This is a genomic window from Micromonospora sp. NPDC052213, from assembly GCF_040679695.1.
Lineage (GTDB): Bacteria > Actinomycetota > Actinomycetes > Mycobacteriales > Micromonosporaceae > Micromonospora.
Genome location: NZ_JBFAVI010000020.1, coordinates 1 through 20,330, shown reverse-complemented (window position 1 = coordinate 20,330; position 20,330 = coordinate 1). Strand labels below are relative to the sequence as shown.

At 72.1% G+C, this 20,330-nt stretch carries 21 protein-coding genes; 14 read left to right on the top strand and 7 right to left on the bottom strand.

Annotated elements, in window-relative coordinates; genetic code table 11:
- Window positions 1–91 precede the first annotated feature (91 nt).
- From AB0L34_RS07990 to AB0L34_RS07980, 3 genes are read left to right on the top strand one after another with little or no spacing between them, the layout of a single operon-like run.
- The gene (locus AB0L34_RS07990; protein WP_357464753.1) at window positions 92–1,507 is read left to right on the top strand and encodes a cytochrome ubiquinol oxidase subunit I; all 1,416 of its coding nucleotides are present in this window, start codon (window positions 92–94) and stop codon (window positions 1,505–1,507) included.
- Window positions 1,508–1,522: 15 nt separating this feature from the next.
- Entirely contained in the window at window positions 1,523–2,521 is a 999-nt protein-coding gene (gene cydB / locus AB0L34_RS07985) for a cytochrome d ubiquinol oxidase subunit II (protein WP_350705574.1), read from the top strand.
- Window positions 2,522–2,546: 25 nt separating this feature from the next.
- Complete coding sequence (locus tag AB0L34_RS07980) at window positions 2,547–3,584, top strand: nitronate monooxygenase (RefSeq protein WP_363702908.1); 1,038 nt, start codon at window positions 2,547–2,549, stop codon at window positions 3,582–3,584.
- Window positions 3,585–3,819: 235 nt separating this feature from the next.
- Here the strand turns inward: AB0L34_RS07980 and AB0L34_RS07975 are convergent, their stop codons facing one another.
- Window positions 3,820–4,509 (bottom strand): hypothetical protein, encoded by a 690-nt coding sequence (locus AB0L34_RS07975; protein ID WP_363702906.1) that lies wholly within the window; start codon window positions 4,507–4,509, stop codon window positions 3,820–3,822.
- A 71-nt stretch (window positions 4,510–4,580) separates the two neighbouring features.
- Window positions 4,581–5,042, bottom strand: coding sequence for a peroxiredoxin (locus AB0L34_RS07970; protein WP_357461936.1), 462 nt, complete (start codon window positions 5,040–5,042; stop codon window positions 4,581–4,583).
- Window positions 5,043–5,203: 161 nt separating this feature from the next.
- Here AB0L34_RS07970 and AB0L34_RS07965 point away from each other — a divergent pair, with 161 nt between their 5' ends.
- From AB0L34_RS07965 to AB0L34_RS07955, 3 genes are all read left to right on the top strand, one after another.
- Window positions 5,204–5,932, top strand: coding sequence for an SDR family oxidoreductase (locus AB0L34_RS07965; protein WP_357461935.1), 729 nt, complete (start codon window positions 5,204–5,206; stop codon window positions 5,930–5,932).
- Between the two features lie 2 nt (window positions 5,933–5,934).
- The gene (locus AB0L34_RS07960; RefSeq protein WP_363702903.1) at window positions 5,935–6,684 is read left to right on the top strand and encodes a methyltransferase domain-containing protein; all 750 of its coding nucleotides are present in this window, start codon (window positions 5,935–5,937) and stop codon (window positions 6,682–6,684) included.
- Window positions 6,685–6,826: 142 nt separating this feature from the next.
- On the top strand, window positions 6,827–7,795 hold the full coding sequence (locus tag AB0L34_RS07955) for a peptidoglycan-binding protein (RefSeq protein WP_363702901.1): 969 nt from the start codon (window positions 6,827–6,829) through the stop codon (window positions 7,793–7,795).
- 144 nt (window positions 7,796–7,939) lie between these two features.
- On the opposite strand, the gene AB0L34_RS07950 is transcribed toward AB0L34_RS07955, so the two are convergent.
- Window positions 7,940–8,773: a hypothetical protein gene (locus AB0L34_RS07950; protein WP_363702899.1), complete on the bottom strand. Its 834-nt coding sequence runs from the start codon at window positions 8,771–8,773 to the stop codon at window positions 7,940–7,942.
- Window positions 8,774–9,049: 276 nt separating this feature from the next.
- On the opposite strand from AB0L34_RS07950, the gene AB0L34_RS07945 reads away from it, so the two are divergent.
- From AB0L34_RS07945 to AB0L34_RS07930, 4 genes are all read left to right on the top strand, one after another.
- Window positions 9,050–9,493, top strand: a complete 444-nt coding sequence (locus AB0L34_RS07945) for a helix-turn-helix transcriptional regulator (protein ID WP_363702897.1) — start codon at window positions 9,050–9,052, stop codon at window positions 9,491–9,493.
- Window positions 9,494–9,503: 10 nt separating this feature from the next.
- Complete coding sequence (locus AB0L34_RS07940) at window positions 9,504–9,914, top strand: VOC family protein (protein ID WP_357461930.1); 411 nt, start codon at window positions 9,504–9,506, stop codon at window positions 9,912–9,914.
- Window positions 9,915–9,944: 30 nt separating this feature from the next.
- Window positions 9,945–10,157 (top strand): hypothetical protein, encoded by a 213-nt coding sequence (locus AB0L34_RS07935; protein ID WP_363702895.1) that lies wholly within the window; start codon window positions 9,945–9,947, stop codon window positions 10,155–10,157.
- A gap of 369 nt (window positions 10,158–10,526) precedes the next feature.
- On the top strand, window positions 10,527–12,920 hold the full coding sequence (locus AB0L34_RS07930) for an excinuclease ABC subunit UvrA (RefSeq protein ID WP_363702894.1): 2,394 nt from the start codon (window positions 10,527–10,529) through the stop codon (window positions 12,918–12,920).
- Window positions 12,921–13,047: 127 nt separating this feature from the next.
- Here the strand turns inward: AB0L34_RS07930 and AB0L34_RS07925 are convergent, their stop codons facing one another.
- Window positions 13,048–14,109 carry a saccharopine dehydrogenase NADP-binding domain-containing protein gene (locus tag AB0L34_RS07925; protein ID WP_363702892.1) on the bottom strand — a complete coding sequence of 354 codons (1,062 nt, stop codon included), beginning with the start codon at window positions 14,107–14,109 and terminating at the stop codon, window positions 13,048–13,050.
- A 104-nt stretch (window positions 14,110–14,213) separates the two neighbouring features.
- Here AB0L34_RS07925 and AB0L34_RS07920 point away from each other — a divergent pair, with 104 nt between their 5' ends.
- Entirely contained in the window at window positions 14,214–15,152 is a 939-nt protein-coding gene (locus tag AB0L34_RS07920; RefSeq protein WP_363702890.1) for a helix-turn-helix domain-containing protein, read from the top strand.
- A 526-nt stretch (window positions 15,153–15,678) separates the two neighbouring features.
- On the opposite strand, the gene AB0L34_RS07915 is transcribed toward AB0L34_RS07920, so the two are convergent.
- From AB0L34_RS07915 to AB0L34_RS07905, 3 genes are all read right to left on the bottom strand, one after another.
- Window positions 15,679–16,263 carry a TIGR03086 family metal-binding protein gene (locus tag AB0L34_RS07915; protein WP_363702888.1) on the bottom strand — a complete coding sequence of 195 codons (585 nt, stop codon included), beginning with the start codon at window positions 16,261–16,263 and terminating at the stop codon, window positions 15,679–15,681.
- A 53-nt stretch (window positions 16,264–16,316) separates the two neighbouring features.
- The gene (locus AB0L34_RS07910; RefSeq protein ID WP_363702886.1) at window positions 16,317–17,099 is read right to left on the bottom strand and encodes a metalloregulator ArsR/SmtB family transcription factor; all 783 of its coding nucleotides are present in this window, start codon (window positions 17,097–17,099) and stop codon (window positions 16,317–16,319) included.
- A gap of 112 nt (window positions 17,100–17,211) precedes the next feature.
- Window positions 17,212–17,775: an AAA family ATPase gene (locus AB0L34_RS07905; protein ID WP_363702884.1), complete on the bottom strand. Its 564-nt coding sequence runs from the start codon at window positions 17,773–17,775 to the stop codon at window positions 17,212–17,214.
- 58 nt (window positions 17,776–17,833) lie between these two features.
- Here AB0L34_RS07905 and AB0L34_RS07900 point away from each other — a divergent pair, with 58 nt between their 5' ends.
- Genes AB0L34_RS07900 through AB0L34_RS07890 form a run of 3 tightly spaced genes read left to right on the top strand, consistent with a single transcriptional unit; the run spans window position 17,834 to window position 20,055 of the window.
- The gene (locus AB0L34_RS07900; protein WP_363702882.1) at window positions 17,834–18,844 is read left to right on the top strand and encodes a tyrosine-type recombinase/integrase; all 1,011 of its coding nucleotides are present in this window, start codon (window positions 17,834–17,836) and stop codon (window positions 18,842–18,844) included.
- 20 nt (window positions 18,845–18,864) lie between these two features.
- The gene (locus tag AB0L34_RS07895) at window positions 18,865–19,854 is read left to right on the top strand and encodes a hypothetical protein (RefSeq protein ID WP_363702880.1); all 990 of its coding nucleotides are present in this window, start codon (window positions 18,865–18,867) and stop codon (window positions 19,852–19,854) included.
- A gap of 33 nt (window positions 19,855–19,887) precedes the next feature.
- On the top strand, window positions 19,888–20,055 hold the full coding sequence (locus AB0L34_RS07890; protein ID WP_363702878.1) for a hypothetical protein: 168 nt from the start codon (window positions 19,888–19,890) through the stop codon (window positions 20,053–20,055).
- Window positions 20,056–20,330 lie beyond the last annotated feature (275 nt).

The following is a 20,330-nucleotide window of genomic DNA, read 5'->3' as shown; positions in this document are numbered from 1 at the left end:
GCCGGTTAGGGACCCCCGCCCCTGCCCGTTCGTCTACGACGGGAAGTAGTATTTACTACGTCTCGTAGTATGCACAGCTGGGGGTTCTCTGGTGGACGCGTTGGACGTCGCCCGCTGGCAGTTCGGTGTCACCACCGTCTACCACTTTCTCTTCGTGCCGCTGACCATCGGCCTGTCCGTGCTGGTGGCGATCCTGCAGACGATGTGGCACCGCACCGGCGACGAGAAGTACCTGAAGCTCACCAAGTTCTACGGCAAGCTCTTCCTGATCAACTTCGCCATGGGCGTGGTCACCGGCATCGTGCAGGAGTTCCAGTTCGGCATGAACTGGAGCGACTACTCCCGCTTCGTCGGCGACATCTTCGGCGCGCCGCTCGCCATCGAGGCGCTGGTCGCGTTCTTCCTGGAGTCGACCTTCATCGGCCTGTGGATCTTCGGCTGGGACCGGCTGCCCAAGCGGCTGCACCTGGCCGCCATCTGGGCCGCCGCGATCGGCAGCAACCTCAGCGCGTACTTCATCCTCGCGGCGAACTCGTTCATGCAGAACCCGGTCGGCTACCGGATCAACCCCGACACCGGCCGCGCCGAGCTGACCGACTTCATGGCGGTGCTGACCAACAAGGTCGCCCTGATCACCTTCCCGCACACCATCGCCGGCGCGTTCCTGGTGGCCGGCTCGCTGCTGGTCGCCGTCGCCATGTGGCACCTGGTACGCAACCGCGACTCCGCCGACACCCCCGCGTACCGGTTCGCCGCGAAGTTCGGCTCCTGGGTCACCCTGCTCGCCGCCGTCGTCGTCGGCTTCACCGGCGACATCCAGGGCAAGATCATGACCGAGGTGCAGCCGATGAAGATGGCCGCCGCCGAGGGCCTCTACACCACCGAGTCGCCCGCCTCGTTCTCCGTGCTCACCGTCGGCAGCCTCGACGGCAGCCGCGAGGTGTTCGCCCTCAAGATCCCGCACCTGCTGTCGTGGCTGGGCACCGGCGACCCGAACGGCACCGTGCACGGCATCAACGACCTCCAGGCCCAGTACGCCGCCCAGTACGGCGCCGGCAGCTACACCCCGATCATCCCGGTCACCTACTGGAGCTTCCGCTTCATGATCGGCTTCGGGATGGCCGCCGCCGCGATCGCCCTGCTGGTGCTCTGGAGCCAGCGCAAGGGCCGCACGCCCACCAGCAAGTGGCTGCTGCGCGCCGGCCTGGTCATGCCGCTGCTGCCGCTGGCCGCGAACTCCTTCGGCTGGATCTTCACCGAGATGGGCCGCCAGCCGTGGATCGTCTTCGGCGAGATGCTCACCCGCGACGGCGTGTCCCGCAGCGTGTCGATGACCGAGGTGCTCACCTCGTTCACCGCCTTCACCCTGATCTACGCCACCCTCGCCGTGGTCGAGGTCAAGCTGCTGCTGCGCTACGCCAAGGCCGGCGTGCCCGACCTCACCCCGGCGCCGGAGACCGACGACACCGACGACGACGCCGAGCGCCCGCTCGCCTTCGCCTACTGACCACCGGAGCCCACCGTGGAACTCACCACCATCTGGTTTCTGCTCGTCGCGGTCCTGTTCACCGGGTACTTCATCCTGGAGGGCTTCGACTTCGGCGTCGGCATGCTGCTGCCCGTGCTCGGCCGCAACGACCGGGAACGCCGCGTCCTGATCAACACCATCGGGCCGGTCTGGGACGGCAACGAGGTGTGGCTGATCACCGCCGGCGGCGCGATGTTCGCCGCCTTCCCCGAGTGGTACGCCACCCTGTTCTCCGGCTTCTACCTGCCGCTGCTGCTGATCCTGCTGGCCCTGATCGCCCGCGGCGTCGCCTTCGAGTACCGCCACAAGCGCCCCGAGGCGTCCTGGAAGCGGCGCTGGGACACGGCGATCTTCGTCGGCTCGCTCGTGCCGGCGGTGCTGTGGGGCGTGGCGTTCGCCAACATCCTGCGCGGCGTGCCGCTGGACGCCGACCACGAGTACGTCGGCGGCCTGCTCGACCTGCTCCACCCGTACGCCCTGCTGGGCGGCGCGACCACCGCGGCGCTGTTCCTCACCCACGGCGCGGTGTTCGTCGCGCTGAAGACCGTGGGCGACGTCCGCGAGCGTGCCGGCGCGCTCGCGGTGCGCCTGGGCGTGGTCACCGCCGTGCTCGCGGTGGCGTTCCTGTCCTGGACGTTGACCATCCGCTCCAGCGCGGCCGCCGTCGTGTTCGCCGTCGGCGCGGCCCTCGCCCTGCTCGGCGGCCTCGCCGCCGCCCGGGTACGCCGGGAGGGTTGGGCGTTCGCCGGCACCGCCGTGGCGATCGGCCTGGCCGTGGCGACGCTGTTCGCGGCGCTGTTCCCGAACGTGCTGCCGTCCACCCTGGACGCGGCGGGGACGCTGACCGCCACCAACGCCGCCTCCACCCCCTACACCCTGAAGATCATGACCTGGGTGGCGGTGGTGTTCACCCCGATCGTGCTGGCCTACCAGGGCTGGACGTACTGGGTGTTCCGCAAGCGCATCGGAGTGGCCCACATCCCGCAGCACTGACCCGGCCCGGGACTAGGGTGAGGCGATGACCGGCGACGCGTGGACCAACCTGTTCGGCAGCGCGACGCCGGTCGTCGCCGCCCCCCTCGCCGGGGGCGCCACCACCTGCGCCCTGGTCCGCGCCGTCGCCGCCGCCGGCGGCTTCGCCTTCCTCGCCGCCGGCTACAAGACCCCCGAGGCGGTCGCCGCCGAGCTGGCCGAGCTGCGCGCCACCGGGACGCCGCACGGGGTGAACCTGTTCGTGCCCGGCGGCCGCGACATCGACGAGACCGCCTTCCGCCGGTACGCCCACCAGATCGCCGCCGAGGGCGCACCGTACGGGCTCGACCTGGCCGCCGCGCCGCTGGTGCACGACGACGACCACTGGCCGGACAAGATCGACCTGCTGCTGGCCGCCCCGGTGCCGGTGGTCAGCTTCACCTTCGGCCTGCCCGACCCGGCGGCGGTGACCGCGCTGCGCCGCGCCGGCACCCGGGTGCTGGTCACGGTGACCTCGGTGGACGAGGCGCTCGCCGCCCGCGAGCTGGGCGTCGACGGCCTGGTCGCCCAGGGCACCGAGGCCGGCGGGCACAGCGGCACCCACACCCCACACCGGCCGGCCCCGCCGACCTCGACCCGCCCCCTGGTCCACGACGTGCTCCGGGCCACCGGGCTGCCGGTGGTGGCCGCCGGCGGCGTCGCCGGCCCCGACGACGTCCGTGCCCTGGTCGCCGCCGGCGCCACCGCGGTGGCCGTCGGGACGTTGCTGCTACGCACCGACGAGAGCGGGGCCAGCCGCACCCATCGCGACGCCCTGGCCGACCCGGCCCGCACCGGCACCGTGCTCACCCGCGCCTTCACCGGACGGCCGGCGCGCGGGCTGCGCAACGCCTTCATCGACCGGTACGAGCCCGTCGCGCCGCTCGGCTATCCGGAGCTGCACCACCTGACCCGGGGCATGCGCGCGGCGGCGGCCGCGGCCGGGCACGCGGACCGGGTGCACCTGTGGGCCGGCACCGGCTACCGGCACGCCACCACCGGCCCCGCCGCCGCCGTGGTCGAGCGGCTGACCGCGACGCTCTGACCGGGCGGCGCCGGCCGGAAACGAACGTCCACCAGGCGACGCGGACTCCAGCGCATGGGGGAGACCCTCGCCGGCGTCCAGGACACTCTGCTCGCCCCGCTCACCCCCACCGAACGCGACCAGCTCACCCGCCTGCTCGGCAAACTCCTCGCACACCACCGGCAGCACCACTGACCGGCGAAACGCCGGCGGGGCGGACGGCGCCACCGCCACCCGCCCCGCCGGCGCCCACCGTTCAGTGGGCCTCGCGCAACTCCGCCAGCCGCGCCTCGATCTCGGCCAACTCCGCGCGCAGCTTCTCCGCCTGCTGCTCCGCCTCGGCACGCTCCGCCGCCATGATCTGCTCCACCGCCTCGTGCACCCCCGGCACGTCGACCAGCGCCACCATCCGCAGCGCCTCCGCCGGCTTGACCACGTACGGCTTCGCCAGCGACTTGCTGCCCTGCTGCGCCGCGACCGTCCACTCGCCGTCGGCGTACGCCAGCGTGACCGTCAGCCCCGTCGGGCCCTTCGGCTTCGCCGCCTTCACCGGCCGCCGTGCCGGCTTCGCCTCCGCCGTCTCCACCTTCGGCTCCTCCCGCTGCTCCCGCGGCGCCGGCACCGGCGCCCGGTCCAACACGAACTCCGGCTCCGCCGGCACCGGCTCCGGCTCGGGCTCCGGCTGCGGCTCCGCCGCCTTGCGGCCCACGCCCCGCGGCGCCACCGCCACGTCGGCGGGGGAGAAGGGCAGCTCGTCGCGACCGAACCGGACCACCACGAACTCGTCGGAGACCGCCGGGTCGGTCAGCTCCACCACCTGCCCCACCTGCCCGGCGATCTGACCCGCCGACGCGGTGAACACCACCTTCGGCTTCCGCCCCGCCGCCAACGCCTCCCGGAAGGTGCGCACGTCCTCGTCGGACAACCCCTGGCCAGCGCCACCCATCAGCAACCTCTTCCCTCGTACACCTGTTCAGACGCCTGCCTTGATACCAGCCGGCCCCGACACGCGCGAGATCAACCCCCCAGCGCCCGCAACGCCGCGTCGGCGTGCGCGTTCATGTTCAGTTCACTGTGGACCACCCCGATCACCCGCCGGTCCGTGCCGATCACGAACGTCATCCGCCGCGTGCTCAACGCGCCCAGCGGAAGCCGTCGCCGCACCCCGAACCGGTCCGCCACCACACCGTCCGGGTCGGACAGCAGCGGATAGTCGAACCCGTGCAACCGGGAGAACTCCGCCTGCCTCGCCACCGGGTCCCGGCTGATGCCCACCCGCTGCGCGCCCACCGCCGCGAACTCCGCCGCCAGGTCCCGGAAGTGGCAGCTCTCCGCCGTGCACCCACGGGTCAGCGCCGCCGGGTAGAAGAACAGCACCACCGGGCCGGCGGCCAGGAACTCCGACAGCCGCCGCGGCGCACCCGTCTCGTCGGGCAGCGCGAAGTCCTCCACCACGTCCCCGACACCCACACCCGCCACCGCACACCTCCACCGTCGTCACCCGGGCCGCGCCGAGCGTATGCGGCGACCCGGCCACCCACACCCACCACCACGGCCCGCACATGTGACCATCCCCTCCCGCATCGGGCGTGCCGGTCGCGGTACCGTCGGCCCAGCAGCCACGGCAGGGGAGAAGTGCATTGAATCCCGTCACCGTCATCACCGGCGGCAGCCGCGGCATCGGCGCGGCCACCGCCCGCCGCCTCGCCCACGCCGGTCACCACGTCGTGTTCGGCTACCGCCGCGACCGCGACGCCGCCGACAAGGTGCTCGCCGACCTCCACGCCACCGGCGTACGCGGCCTCGCCGTGCCCGCCGACACCCGCGACCCCGAGCGGGTCGCCGCCCTGTTCGACGCCGCCGCCGACCTCGGCCCGATCACCGGCCTGGTCAACAACGCCGGCGTCACCAGCCCCATCGGCGCCTTCGTCGACCTCGACCCGGCCGACCTGCGCCACGTCGTCGACGTCAACCTCGTCGGCTACGTCCTGTGCGCCCAACAGGCCGCCCGCCGGATGGGTAGCGGCGCCGCCATCGTCAACGTCTCCTCCGTCGCGGCCACCCTCGGCAGCCCCGGCGAGTACGTCCACTACGCCGCCGTCAAGGCCGCCACCGACACCCTCACCACCGGCCTCGCCAAGGAACTCGCCCCCCGCGGCATCCGCGTCAACGCCGTCGCCCCCGGCATCATCCGCACCGACATCCACGCCCTGTCCGGCCAACCCGACCGACCCGACACCGCCGCCGACCGCATCCCCCTCGGCCGCCCCGGCGAACCCGACGAGGTCGCCGCCGCCATCGCCTGGCTCCTCGGCCCCGACGCCACCTACACCACCGGCACCGTCCTGCGCGTCGCCGGCGGCCTGTAGCCGTGGGCGTCTTCGGCGACGTCGCCGACCTCTACGACGACGTACGCCCCGACTACCCGACCGAACTCGCCGACCTCATCCGCGCCTACCACGGCCGTACCCCCGACACGGTCGTCGAGATCGGCGCCGGCACCGGCAAGGGCACCGCCGTGCTGCTCCGCCTCGGCGCACCCGTCACCTGCGTCGAACCCGACCCCCGCATGGCCGCCCGGCTCACCGCCCGGTTCCCCCGGGCCCGCGTGGTCACCTCGACCTTCGAACGGTGGCAGCCACCCGCCGGCGGCGCACCCCTGCTGGCCTGCGCGCTGGCCTGGCACTGGCTCGGCCCCGCCACCCGCAACCGGCGCGCCCACGACGCGCTCACCCCCGGCGGCACCCTCGCCGTCTTCGGCCACACGTACGACTACGCCGACCCCGGGCAGTCCCGCGCCCTCGACGGCTTCTTCCGCGCCACCGGCCCCAGCACGGTGAAGCGACCCGCCGGCTGGTTCGAGCGCGACATCACCGACAGCCGACTGTTCACCGACGTCCGGGCCGCCCACCTGCAGCGTGACGTCCCGCTGCCCGCCGAGCGTTACCTGCAACTCGTCCGCACCTTCGGCCCGTACCGGATCCTCACCCCCGACGAGCAGGCCCGCGGCCTGGCCGCGCTGCGCCGCCTCGTCGACGGCCTCGGCGCGCCGGTCGTGCTGCGCCTGCGCACCACCCTCGTCCTCGCCCGCCGTCCCCGGCTCGTCGACGCGGGCTCGTGAACGGAGGCGGCCGGGCAGGGCGCCGCCACCCGATCGGTAGGAAAGTTTCACCGATTGCCCCGACCGATACAGATCATTTACGATCGACGCCCATCACTCGACCGGGTGCCCGGACACCACGGGCCCGAACAGGGGAGACCCGATGAGCGACGACCTGGAAACACGCCGCCTGCTCGACACGCCCGCCCGGCGCCGCACCCTCCTCACCGCACTGGGCGTCGGCGTCGGCGTCGGCGTCGTCGGCATGCCGAGCCCCGCCATGGCGGCGGCCGCCGGCTGGAGCAACCCCACCCTCGGCACCCTGACCTCCGGCTACAAGACCCCCAGCCGCCCCACCCACACCGGCTGGGACGTCGCCAACAGCCAGGGCACCCCCGTCTACGCCACCGCCGACGGCACGGTCCGCGACATCAAGACCAACTCGTACCCGGGCGACACCACCAGCGGGCCCCTGCCCGGACGCACCGGCAACAGCGTCCACCTCAACCACGCCGACAGCTACTTCTCCTACTACGGCCATCTCCACCGCGTCCTGGTCAGCGTCGGCCAGCGGGTCAGCTGCGGACAACTGATCGGCCTCATGGGCAACACCGGCAACTCCAGCGGCCCGCACCTGCACTTCGAGATCCACCGCCCCCGGCTGACCTCCACCGACCCCCGGATCTTCCTCGCCAACCGCGGCATCACCCTCGGCGCGACGGCCCCCGTCGGCAGCACCGGCTACCCGAGCGTCAGCCAGGGCGCCTCCGGATGGGTGCCCCGCACCATCCAGTACCTCCTGCGGGCCCGCGGCATCTCCGTCGTCGTCGACGGCGTCTTCGGACCGGCCTGCACCTCCGCCGTCAAGTCGTTCCAGACCAGCCGCGGCCTCTACGCCGACGGCCTCGTCGGCCCGATCACCTGGACCGCCCTCATCCTGCCCCTGCGGGAAGGCAATTCCGGCGACCTCGTCCGCGGCCTCCAGACCGCCCTCAACGCCCGCGGCGCCGACCTCCTCGTCGACGGTTCCTTCGGCTCGGTCACCGCCGACGCCGTACGCGGCTTCCAGAGCCGCAACGGCCTCGTCGCCGACGGCATCGTCGGCCCCGTCACGTGGAGCGTGCTCATCTGACCCCGGACACCGACCCGCCCGGCGTCACCGGCAACCGCCGTGTCGGCCCGCCTTCTGGTCGCGTCTGCGGCTGCCCGACGTCCTCGTGAAACGGCGCTGCCCGGCCGGTGATCTCTCCGGCCGGGCAGCGCGTTCTGGCTCTGGTCAGTTGCCGGTGGACGCGTCCTTCAGGCCCTGCAGCATCTCGGCGAAGTCGGCGGTCTCCGCCGCGGGCGGCGTCTCGATGTTGACCGCCTTGCCGTAGTCGGTGTAGTCGACCGTCATGTCGCCCATCTTGCCCATGTCCAAGCCCGCCCGGCGCGGCCGGTACTGCTCGTCGACCCAGAGGTCGATCGTGAGCTCCTTGACACCCTGCTTGGCGTACTGCTGCTCGACGCCCGACCGCAACTTGGCGTCGAGCTGCCCGAGGTAGGTCGCCACGGGAGCAGTGACGGTGTAGTGCACCGTGCGCGCCCCGTTCACCGTCTCCTCGCCGACGACCTTGACACCCTCGGTGGCGAGCAGCGTCTTGACCTGCTTGGTCGGGTCGATGTCCTCGAACTGCTTGGTGAAGTCCATCCCCGCCTGCTCGGCGGCCGCGGTCAGGTCCAGCTTCATCCAGCGCTTCCCGCCGAGGCTCGCGCGGTCCTTCGCCGGGATCTCGACGTAGATCACGCTGCCGATCATCCGGACGGTGGTCGGGGTGCCGTCCGGGCCCGCCGTCGTCATCTCGGCCTTGACCGGGTCGCCCAGATCGACCACGCCCTGCACCGAGATCTTCTCGCCGCCCGCCGTGCCCTGCATCGTCACGGTCACCGAGTCGCTCTTGTCGGTGGCGTCGATCGTCTTCTGCAACGAACCCTTGAGATCACTGGCGAGCAGCTCCAGCACGCTGGGCTGCTTCGGCGCGTCCGAGCCGGGCTTCGCGCCGCAGGCGGTCATCGCGAGTGCCGTGAGCGCGGAGACCGCCACAACAGTGGTCTTCTTCCAAAGTGACACGTGACAACTTCTTTCCCCGAAGGACTCTGGAGATCTCCCCAGATAGAGCGACGCCACGCTATCCCATGCGGTCAACATCGAGGCGCATCCCCGCCGGATCTTTGGCGGGAACCGACACGCCGGCAGGGGAGCGGCGGCGACAATCGCCCCATACCGCCCAGCCGTGGCGTCGGCCGTCGCCTCCGGGCGCCTGCCACAACCCGGCGCCGACCGCGCCGACCGCGCCGACCGCGCCGACCGCGCGACCTGGTGCCGACCGCGACGTACGATCCGCAGGTGACCAGCAGACCGGACCTGGAGCAGCGCCTGCGCGACCTCGCGCGGCTGCGCCGCGTCCGCGACCGGATCGACCGGGAGTACGCGCAGCCACTGGACGTCGAGGCGCTCGCCCGCGGCGTGAACATGTCGGCCGGACACCTCAGCCGCCAGTTCCGGCTCGCCTACGGCGAGTCGCCGTACGCCTATCTCATGACGCGGCGCATCGAGCGCGCCATGGCGCTGCTGCGTCGCGGCGACCTCACCGTCACCGAAGTCTGTTTCGCGGTCGGCTGCTCCTCACTGGGCACCTTCAGCACCCGCTTCACCGAGTTGGTCGGCGTGCCACCCAGCGCCTATCGGGCCCGGGCAACTCCCGCGACGGCGCAGATGCCGCCGTGCGTCGCGAAACAGGTGACCAGACCGATCAGGAATCGAGAAGCCCACGCCCCGAGCCGCAACTAGCGTGACTGCCATGAACGTCACCATTCACTCGAGCTTCCTCCCGCACACCGACCCGGACGCCTCCCTGGCCTTCTACCGCGACACCCTCGGCTTCCAGGTCCGCAACGACGTCGGCTACGGGGGGATGCGCTGGATCACGGTCGGCCCCGCCGACCAGCCCGACACGTCCATCGTCCTGCACCCACCGACCGCCAGCCCCGGCATCACCGACGACGAGCGCCGCACCATCCTCGAGCTGATGGCCAAGGGCAGCTACTTCGGCGTCAACCTGGCCACCCCCGACCTCGACGGCACCTTCGCGAAGCTGGAGGGCCGCGGCGCCGAGGTGGTCCAGGAGCCGACCGAGCAGCCGTACGGCGTCCGCGACTGCGCGTTCCGCGACCCCGCCGGCAACATGATCCGCATCCAGGAACTGCGCTGAGCCTGGCGACCGCAGCCACGCCCAGGCACCGTGAACGAGCCCACGTACGACAACGGAGGCGGCCCTCCGGCGGCCACCGTCACCGACCCCGACAACAACGTCCCCGAGCCCGCACCACCAGCGAACGCCCCCGCTCCCGCGCCCAGCGTCGTCACGACACCGAGCATCGACTCAACCCACGACATCGACGCCTGGGCGCCGGTGACCGCTTCGACCCGCGCGCCGGCCACGCCGTACCGCTGACTCCGCATCTCCCCGCGCCGCATCCATGCCTGGCGCGAGGTGAACCAGATGCCCGACCACGAACGGATGCGCGACAGCCGCCGGTTGGTCTGACACCCGGGCCGGGCGCGCAGCGTGGCCCAGGCCACAGGGACACCCCGGCCCAGAACCGGCCTGGATACGGTGGTCGTCGCGAAGAGCACGCCCCGGCCGGCTGACGTCGGCCGGGGCGTCGGGCCCCCGGCCGACACCGCCGATCCGGCAGGCAGCGGCCGTCGCCGCGACCGCACCGACACCCCAGAACCAGGCATACTGCTCGCGCTGGTCAGATCGAGCCAGGCGACGCCCAGGGAGACCGCCACGGCGGCTCCGCACGATGATGGAGGCACGATGAGCATGGCCCCGAGGACCGACATGCAGTCGCCCGCTCCGCACGCTGCCGACAGCCACGACCTGATCCGCGTGCACGGCGCGCGAGTGAACAACCTCAAGGACGTCAGCGTCGAGATCCCGAAGCGCCGGCTGACGGTGTTCACCGGCGTCTCCGGCTCGGGCAAGAGCTCGCTGGTCTTCGGCACGATCGCCGCGGAGTCGCAGCGGCTGATCAACGAGACCTACAGCGCCTTCGTGCAGGGCTTCATGCCGACCCTGGCGCGGCCGGAGGTCGACCGGCTCCAGGGGCTGACGACCGCGATCATCGTCGACCAGGAACGGATGGGGTCCAACCCGCGCTCCACCGTCGGCACCGCCACCGACGCGAACGCGATGCTGCGCATCCTGTTCAGCCGGCTCGCGCAGCCGCACATCGGCCCGCCCAACGCGTACTCGTTCAACGTCCCCTCGGTGAAGGCCAGCGGTGCCATCACCGTCGAGCGCGGCGCCGGCAAGACGAAGACCGAGAAGGCCACCTTCACCCGTCTCGGCGGCATGTGCCCGCGCTGCGAGGGCATGGGCTCGGTCAACGACATCGACGTGACCCAGCTGTACGACGACAGCAAGTCGCTCAACGAGGGCGCGATCACCGTTCCGGGCTACAACATGGACGGCTGGTACGGCCGCATCTTCCGCAACGGCGGCCTGTTCGACCCCGACAAGCCGATCCGCAAGTACACGAAGAAGGAGCTGGACGACCTCCTCTACAAGGAACCCACCAAGATCAAGGTCGACGGGATCAACCTGACGTACCTGGGACTGATCCCGCAGGTCCAGAAGTCCTACCTGTCCAAGGACGTCGACGCGCTCCAGCCGCACGTCCGCGCCTTCGTGGAGCGGGCGGTGACGTTCACGACCTGCCCCGAGTGCGACGGCACCCGGCTCAGCAAAGAGGCACAGTCGTCCAAGATCAAGGGGAAGAGCATCGCCGACCTCTGCGCGATGCAGATCAGCGACCTGGCCGACTGGGTCCGGGGCCTCGACGAGCCGTCGGTGCTCCCGCTGCTCACCGGGCTGCAACACCTCCTCGACTCGTTCACGGAGATCGGGCTGGGATACCTCTCACTCGACCGGCCGGCGGGCACCCTGTCCGGGGGAGAGGCACAGCGCACCAAGATGATCCGGCACCTCGGCTCGTCGCTCACCGACGTCACCTACGTCTTCGACGAGCCGACGATCGGTCTGCACCCCCATGACATCCAGCGGATGAACGACCTGCTGCTGCGGCTGCGGGACAAGGGCAACACCGTGCTCGTCGTGGAACACAAGCCGGAAGCGATCGAGATCGCCGACCACGTCGTCGACCTGGGCCCGCGCGCCGGCACCGAGGGCGGCGAGGTGGTGTTCGCGGGCACCGTCGAAGGGCTACGGGCCAGCGACACACTCACCGGGCGGCACCTCGACGACCGGGCCACCCTCAAGAAGTCGGTGCGGTCGTCCTCCGGCACCCTGGAAATCCGCGGCGCGTCGACGCACAACCTCCAGGACGTGGACGTCGACATCCCGCTCGGGGTGCTCTGCGTCGTCACCGGCGTGGCCGGCTCCGGCAAGAGCTCGCTGATCCACGGCTCCGTCGCCGGCCACGACGGCGTGGTGGTGATCGACCAGGGCGCCATCCGGGGCTCCCGACGCAGCAACCCGGCGACGTACACCGGCCTGCTCGACCCCATCCGCAAGGCGTTCGCGAAGGCCAACGGCGTGAAGCCGGCGCTGTTCAGCGCCAACTCCGAGGGCGCGTGCCCCACCTGCAACGGCGCCGGCGTCATCTACACCGACCTCGCAATGATGGCCGGCGTCGCCACCACCTGCGAGGAATGCGGGGGAAAGCGGTTCCAGGCATCGGTGCTGGAGTACCACCTCGGCGGCCGCGACATCAGCGAGGTGCTCGCGATGTCGGTCACCGAGGCCGAGGAGTTCTTCGGCACCGGCGAGGCACGCACGCCCGCCGCGCGCACCATCCTCGGCCGGCTCGCCGACGTCGGGCTCGGCTACCTCAGCCTCGGCCAGCCGCTCACCACGCTGTCCGGCGGCGAGCGGCAACGACTCAAGCTGGCCACGCACATGGCCGAGAAGGGCGGCGTCTACGTCCTCGACGAGCCGACCACCGGTCTGCACCTCGCCGACGTCGAGCATCTGCTCGGCCTGCTCGACCGGCTCGTCGAATCCGGCAAGTCGGTCATCGTCATCGAGCACCACCAGGCGGTCATGGCACACGCCGACTGGATCATCGACCTCGGTCCCGGCGCCGGTCACGACGGCGGCCGGATCGTCTTCGAGGGCACACCCGCCGACCTCGTCGCCGCCCGTTCCACCCTCACCGGCGAGCACCTGGCGGCCTATGTCGGCAGCTGACCGTGGCCCATTCATCGTGAGCCACCCCAACCGCCCCTGACCTGGGCTGGCCCAACCTGTGTCGCTCGCGAGGGTGCGGCACGCCCGGCAGCGGGAACCATCCGGGCCGTCACCTGCGGTCCGGCGATCAGGCGAACCGTGGCACCCGAGACTCGTGACGCGGCTCGAGCGCGATGTGCGCGGACAGCGCACGGAGGAAGTCGGGCGCGTCGAAGATCTCGCCGGCGGAGGCCACACCGCCCGTCCTCGTCCGACCGCCGAGAATGCGACGGACCGCTTCGACCGCCAGCGGCGCGCTGACGGCGTAGATGTCCTGGCCGCTGGCGACGACGCGCCGCTGCGTGTCGCCGGCACGCACGACGACGTCGACGGTGAACGTCTGCGCGGACCGGCCGAACTCGTCGACCGCAGCCGGTGCGGGCGCGTCCGGAGCGGCAAGGTCCTCGGCCGCGTCGGTGGTCATGTACGTGCGCACCTCGGGGATGGACAGGTGGCTGGGGACCGTGACGACGTCAGCCATCGTGAACCCGGCCAGGACGCTCCGACGGCCCATCGGAGCGGGAAAGTCCCATTCCACGGTCGGCAGGTCGCACCCGTCGACGTAATACTCCAGCCGGCCACCGGTGTAGCGGACACGTCGGCCATCACGCCGTTCCCGGGAGACGATGCCCGAGGCGAGAGTCCCGGCCGTGGGGTGCCAACCACTCAGTCCGTACGCGACGTGCGCCTCGTCGGCCACCGTCCAATCACCCATCGCCGTCGTGACCAGCAGATCGCCGAGTCCGCCGAAGAACGCCACCGCCGGGACCACCGCGACGCCCGCGGCCTGAGCACGGTCCGTGAAGTGCGTGAACGTGTCGAGGTTGGCCTCGATCTCAGCCGCCACGTCCACGTACGGAACCCCGGTACGCAGGGCGGCCTCGATCACGGGCGCCGCGGTCGAGGCGAACGGACCGGCACAGTTGATGACCGCGACCGCGCCCTTCAACGCCTGGTCGAGCGAGGCCGGATCGTCGACCGACGCCACCCGGAATTCGAGCCCCGGATGCGACGCCGCCAGCGCCTGAAGCCGGCCCACGTCGCGACCGACGAGAAGCGGGACGAACCCGCGATCACGCAACTCCGCCACCACGAACCGCCCGGTGTGTCCGTACGCCCCGAACACCGCCACGGTCTGACCCGAACCCATCTGCAACTCCTCCATGCTCCGCGAAAGATCGACTGAGGAGATCCTCTCGGCAGCGGCCGGCCCGGACCAGTGTCCGCAACGCCACGCCCCATACAATTTCGGACATGGCCACTGTCGCGCTCGCCGCCACCGACGCGATGCTGCACTTCGAACTCGCCATGGCCTGCGAGGTCTTCGTCCGCGACCCCTCCGGCCTGGCAGACCCGTGGTACGACCTCGTGGTCTGCGGCCCGGGCCCGGTCCGGATCGGCAGATTCCGCATGGAACCCGACGACGGGTTGGACCGGCTCGCCCGCGCCGACACCGTGATCATCCCTGCCGTGGAAGACATCGACGCGGACGTGCCACCCGACCTGCTCGACGCCGTCCGCGCGGCCCACGATGCGGGCGCCCGGATGGTCTCGCTGTGCACCGGAGCGTTCGTGCTGGCCGCCGCCGGCGTGCTGGACGGGCTGCGCGCGACCACCCACTGGGCTCACACCGACGCGCTGGCCGCCCGCTACCCCCGGGTGCAGGTCGACCCGGACGTGCTCTACGTCGACAACGGCAACGTGCTCGCCTCCGCCGGCAAGGCCGCCGCGCTCGACCTGTGCCTGCACCTGATCCGCCGCGACCACGGCGCGACGGTCGCCAACGCCGTCGCCCGCCGCCTGGTGGTGCCGCCGCATCGCGCCGGAGGCCAGGCCCAGTTCGTCACCACCCCGGTGCCCGCCCGCGACGACCACCCCCTCGCCGACCTGTTCCCCTGGGCGATGGAACGGCTGAACCGTCCGCTGACCGTGGAGGATCTGGCCCGCCAGGCGAACATGAGCTCCCGCAACCTGGCCCGCCACTTCAAGTCGGCAACAGGCACCACCCCGCTGCAGTGGCTGTCGACGCAGCGGATCCGTCGGGCCCAGGAGCTGCTGGAGAACACCGACAACAGCATCGACGCCATCGCCCAGGCGGCTGGCATGGGAACCGCCACGACGCTGCGCCGACACTTCAACCGCACCGTCGGCGTACCTCCGGACGCCTACCGTCGCACCTTCCGCAGCGCCTGACCCTCACCGGGACTCTGATCGCCCCATTTGCCCCTATTGATGCAGTCAGCGATGCGACGACAACGCGATGCCGACCATACGGGCGTCTGGGACACGGGGGAGCGGTGCCACCTGCACATCGATCCACTTCTCGCGACATCTGGAGCGCTGGGAGGCATCCAGCCGCACGAGGGAGTTGGGTCGGCGTGTGCGGCGTTCGGGCAGTGACGCGGAGCGCTCAAGCGGTCGCGCAGGCCGGCGATGCCTTCGCCGTGGAGCGATGTGCCCACCTGCGGAACGCCTGCCGGCTGATGCCGTAGCACCGAACGCGCCGTCGCCCGCCAAATCCTCGGCGGGACGCAGGACCGCCAGAGCGGCGCGCCATGGCGGGCCTGCTGACCACGGCTCACTGACCGCCCAGGACGGCACGAGAAGAACAACCAGGTCACTCGCCGGTCCGCCCTCATTCGATAATGCACATTATGTCAAGTAGACCGAATGTCACCCCTCCCCGCCGCCCGCCCACCCCATGCCACCGGGGGCGACCTCACGGACGCGCGGCGGGCTGCCTGCCGAGGAAGGCCACGAGGCGGTCGCCCGGAGCCGCACCGGACGGGACCGGCACGGGCGGGCCGAACCGGGACTGGCGGGCCTGCTCTCCGACCAGTGCCGCGGACAACGCGAGAAGCTCGGTGGCCAGCCCGGCGGGCATCTCGCGGTCCGCGCCGCAGGCGGTGGCGATGTCCCACCCGTGCGCCGCGAACTCGATCGCGCCCCCGCGCGCGGCACCGCCCGCCCACGCGGCCCGGGCGGGGTGCGCGTCGTCGTGCACCGCCGTACGCACGGCATCGAGCAGGCGCTGGATGAGCTCCCGTGCGACGGCCACGGGGTCGGCCTCGCCCGCTCGCGGTGACGCCGGAAGGACCAGCTCTCCCGTGGCGGCGAAGTCGGTGAGGGCGTCGGCGGCGTCGGCGAGATGCAGCACCAACGTCCGCAGGTCCCAGCCGGCGCACGGGGTCGGCCGATCGAGGTCGGCGTCGCCGACGGTCGACAGGGCGCCGAGCGCGTAGTCGGTGGACCGCTGGAACAGCGCGACACTGTCGGCGAGCGTGGTCGGGGGTGATGCGGTCACGAGGGTCTCCTTCGGCAACGGGTGGCGAGGGTGGCGTGGCGCGGGGGGCGGTCTCAGGCGTTCGTCGGGGACATCTCCCAGGGGGCCGGGGAAAGGACATTCCCGGTTTCGAGCAGCGACTTGAGGTTCGCGAGCACGGCGGGCCACCCCTGCGAGATCCCGGTGTGCATCGCCTGGTCGGTGAGGTTCTCGTGGGTCACGGTGAGGCGGACGATGTCATGGTGCGGTTCGACGAGGAACGTGACGACCGACGGGCCTCCGGGCGGTTCGTCGCCGGGCGCCGCGAAGGTGATCACCAGGCGCGTCGGCGCGTCGGCCTCGACGACTCGCCCGACGACGTCGACGTCGCCTGACCCAACGCGCCGATGCTCCCAGGTGGACCCCGGCTGCCAGTCGGAGACGTTGGCGTGTCCCCAGTAGGCGGCCGTCAGGTCCGCGTCCGTCAGGGCCTGCCACACCTGTTCGGCGCTGGCGCGGATGTACGTGACGTAGACGTAGGTCGGCGGGGCCGTGGGTGCGTCGGTCATGGCGTGCTCCTCTGCCTGGTTCCTGATGGCACTGATGGTTTGCAGGCGGCGCCTTTCGAAGCCCGAGATCCAGCGCTCCTCGATCTCGTGGATCGGCGTCGGGTTCAGGTAGTGCAGTCGCTCGCGTCCGCGCCGTACGACGGTGACGAGATTGGCCCGGACGAGGACGTCGAGGTGCTGGGTCGCCGACTGGCGCGCCATGGCGAGGCGCTCGCAGAGCTCCCGCAGCGTCTGCCCGTTGTGTTCCCGCAGGCGGTCGAGCAGGAGCCGTCGGGTGGGGTCGGCCAGTGCCTTGAAGACCGGGTCCATCTCTCCCGCCTCTGCGCTCACCCCGCCGATTATGCAGGTATCCACCTGCATAATCCACCCCCTCCATCGATCGGCGTGCCGAGCGTGGCGTGCGGAGACCCCGGCCCTCCGGTCACCCGGGGCCCGGCGGGAGACCGACGAGCCGCCGCAGGTGCGCCTCCACCAGCGCGACCCGTTCCGCCACCGGGGCGGGCGGGACGGCGATGAGTTCGTGGCCGTGCTCCCGGTAGACCTGCTCGTGGACGCGGGCGAACGCCAGCGACTCGGCGTAGTCGATCCGGCGGGCGGCGGTGCGGGTCACGAAGCCGAGCGGCTCGACGAGGAACACCGGACGCTGGTAGGCCCCCTCCCGGAGCACCCGCTCCACCTCGGCGGCGAGCGTCGGCCCGACGGGGCGGCCCAGGTACCGGGCGAGCGCGAGGGTGCACAGCGGAGACCTGTCGTGGACCTGCACCGGCCCTCGGACCCCGGCTGCCTCCCGCCGTTCGCGCTGCAGCCGCGCCACGGCGTCGACGAAACCCGCTGCGCGCCATGGTTCGTCATCGCCGCGCGCCTGCCCCGCGGCGATGACGTCGGTGGCCGCCTCGGCGACGACGCTCCACCCGCGACGTCGTAGCGCGTCGGCGAGTGTCGTCTTCCCCGCCCCGGGCGCGCCGGTGAGCACGTATCGTTGCACGCTCTCCCCCTCTTCCCGCCGTTGCCGGCGAACACGAAATTCATGCATAATAGTGCTTATGCATGACAAAAAGGACGAATCGGTAATGCGGTTGATCGAGGAGTTCCTGACCGCCCGCGCCACCCGCAAGCCCTCCCCCCACACCCTCGAGGCGTACCGGCGGGACCTGCGCACCGTCGCCGCGCTGGCGGCCGAGGAGACCACCCCTCCCCTCCCCCTCGACGAGTTGCCGCTCACCACCCTCACTCCCCGGGTCATGCGGGCGGCCTTCGCCCGCTTCGCCACTCCCCGGGCGGCCGCCTCGGTGCACCGGGCCTGGTCCACCTGGAACAGCTTCTTCTCCTTCCTGGTCGCTGACGGCGTCGTCGCCGGCAACCCGATGCCGGCGGTCGGGCGGCCCCGGGCGCCGCTCCCCCAGCCCAAGCCCCTGCGCGGGGCGGACACCCCGGAGCAACTGCTGGCCTCGGTGGCGCGGCAGGAGGGCCGGCAGCGCGACCCGTGGCCGGAGCGGGACGTGGCGGTGCTGGCGTTGGCGCTGTGCGCGGGGCTGCGGCTGTCGGAGCTGCTGGCGTTGCGGGTGGGTTCGCTGGCGGGTCGCCCGGGTGAGCGGCGCGTCGACGTCGCCGGTAAGGGCGGGCGTCCACGCGTGGTGCCGGTCGAGCCGGAGCTGGACCGGGTGCTGGTGGACTACCTGGACAGCCGCGCCCGCCGGTTCGGGTCGCGGACGGTGCGGCCGGACGCGCCGCTGCTGGTGGACCGCCGGGGTGAGCCGCTGCGCCGGGGCGGACTGCAGTATCTGGTGGAGTCCTGCTACCGGCGGGCCGGCATCACCGACCGGGTGCCGCGCGGGGCGCGGTTGCACGCGTTGCGGCACACGTTCGCGACACGGCTGGCGGAGGACGGGGCGGGCGCGGCGGAGATCATGCGGCTGCTGGGGCACGCGTCGCTGGCGTCGTCGCAGACCTACATCGAGGTGACGGCCGGGCAGCAGCGGGAGGCGGTGCGGTCCAACCGTACCAACCGGGCGTTGGCGGCGCTGGCCCCGGCGGAGCGGGGGGCGGGGTTGTGAGGGCGGGTGCGGCGCGCGCGGTGGCGGCGGCATGGGTGCGGGCGTACGCGGCGCGGGAGCCGGGTGTGGAGGGCGCGGTGCTCAGCGGGTCGGTGCTGGGGATGGCGGCGGGCGAGGTGGTGCCGCCGTGGTCGGACGTGGACGTGCTGGTGGTGCGGTCGGAGCCGGCGGAGAAGTTGGGGAAGTTCCGCTGGGGTGGGGTGCTGCTGGAGGTCACGTTCGTGACGTGGGAGGACCTGGGGTCGCCGGAGGACGTGTTGGGCTCGTTCGTGTTCGCGGGGTTGTTCCGGGGCGACGGGGTGCTGCTGGATCCGACCGGGCGGTTGGCGTGGTTGCGGGCGCGGGTGTCGGCGGGGTTCGCCGACGCGGTGTGGGTGCGGCGGCGGTGTGCGGGGGTGCGGGCGCGGATCGAGGCCGGGTTGCGGGGAGTGGGCGACTCGGGGGCGTTGCACGAGCAGGTGACGGGGTGGTTGTTCCCGACGTCGTTGACGGCGGTGTTGCCGCTGGTGGCGGGGTTGGTGGAGCCGACGGTGCGGCGGCGGTACGTGGTGGCGCGGGAGGTGTTGGCGGCGTACGGCCTGGTGGACCGGTATGGGGCGGTGCTGGACCTGTTGGACGGTGGTGGGGTGTCGGCGGGCCGCGTGGCGGGGCATCTGGCGGGGTTGGCGCGCACGTTCGACGTGGCGGCGGAGGTGGCGCGGACGCGGTTCTTCTTCAGTGCCGACATCACGCCGGCGGCGCGGGTGGTGGCGGTGGACGGCAGTGCGGCGTTGGTGGCGGCGGGGTGGCACCGGGAGGCGATGTTCTGGATCGTGGCGACGTACGCGCGGTGTCATGCGGTGCTGGCGGTGGACGCGCCGGAGCGGGGGGTGGAGTTGGCGCCGGCGTTCGAGGCGGCGGTGGCGGATCTGGGGGTGTCGTCGGCGGCGGATCGGCGGCGGCGGACGGACGAGGTGTTGGCGTTCCTGCCGGGGTGGTGGGCGACGGTGGAGCAGATCGTGGGCCGGTGAGCGCCGCGCGGCGGGTCAGCGGGTGGCGCTGCGGTGTCGGTCGTCCTGGCCGGGGCGGGGTTGGTCGCCGCCCTCGATGGTGGCGAGCAGGCGCAGTGCGGCGGCGGAGCGGGGGTCGCGGTGTGGGTGAACGCCCTCGCTTGCGTGGGGGCGGCGGTCCTCGCCGGGTTCGTCCTTCCGTCGGCGTGCGAGGGTGCGTGACTGTCCGGCACGTGCGGGCGTTCGCTGGTCTCTGCGGGGTCACCGAGCTGGTGTGCGGGGCCTGCGTGGAGCGGGACGAGTTCCCGCTCCACCGGCGCTCTGATCCGGGAACCGGGGTGCCGGCGCCGGGTGCGGCCCGCGGGTGGTCGGGGTGGACCGGGGGTACGGCGGCCGGTCCACCCGTGGCGGTTCGCCTCGTGCAGGAACGCCACCGTGCCGCCGACCTCGGTCCGTACGCCGGGCGTCGTCAGGGCCGGTCGCAGGTCCTCGTACGC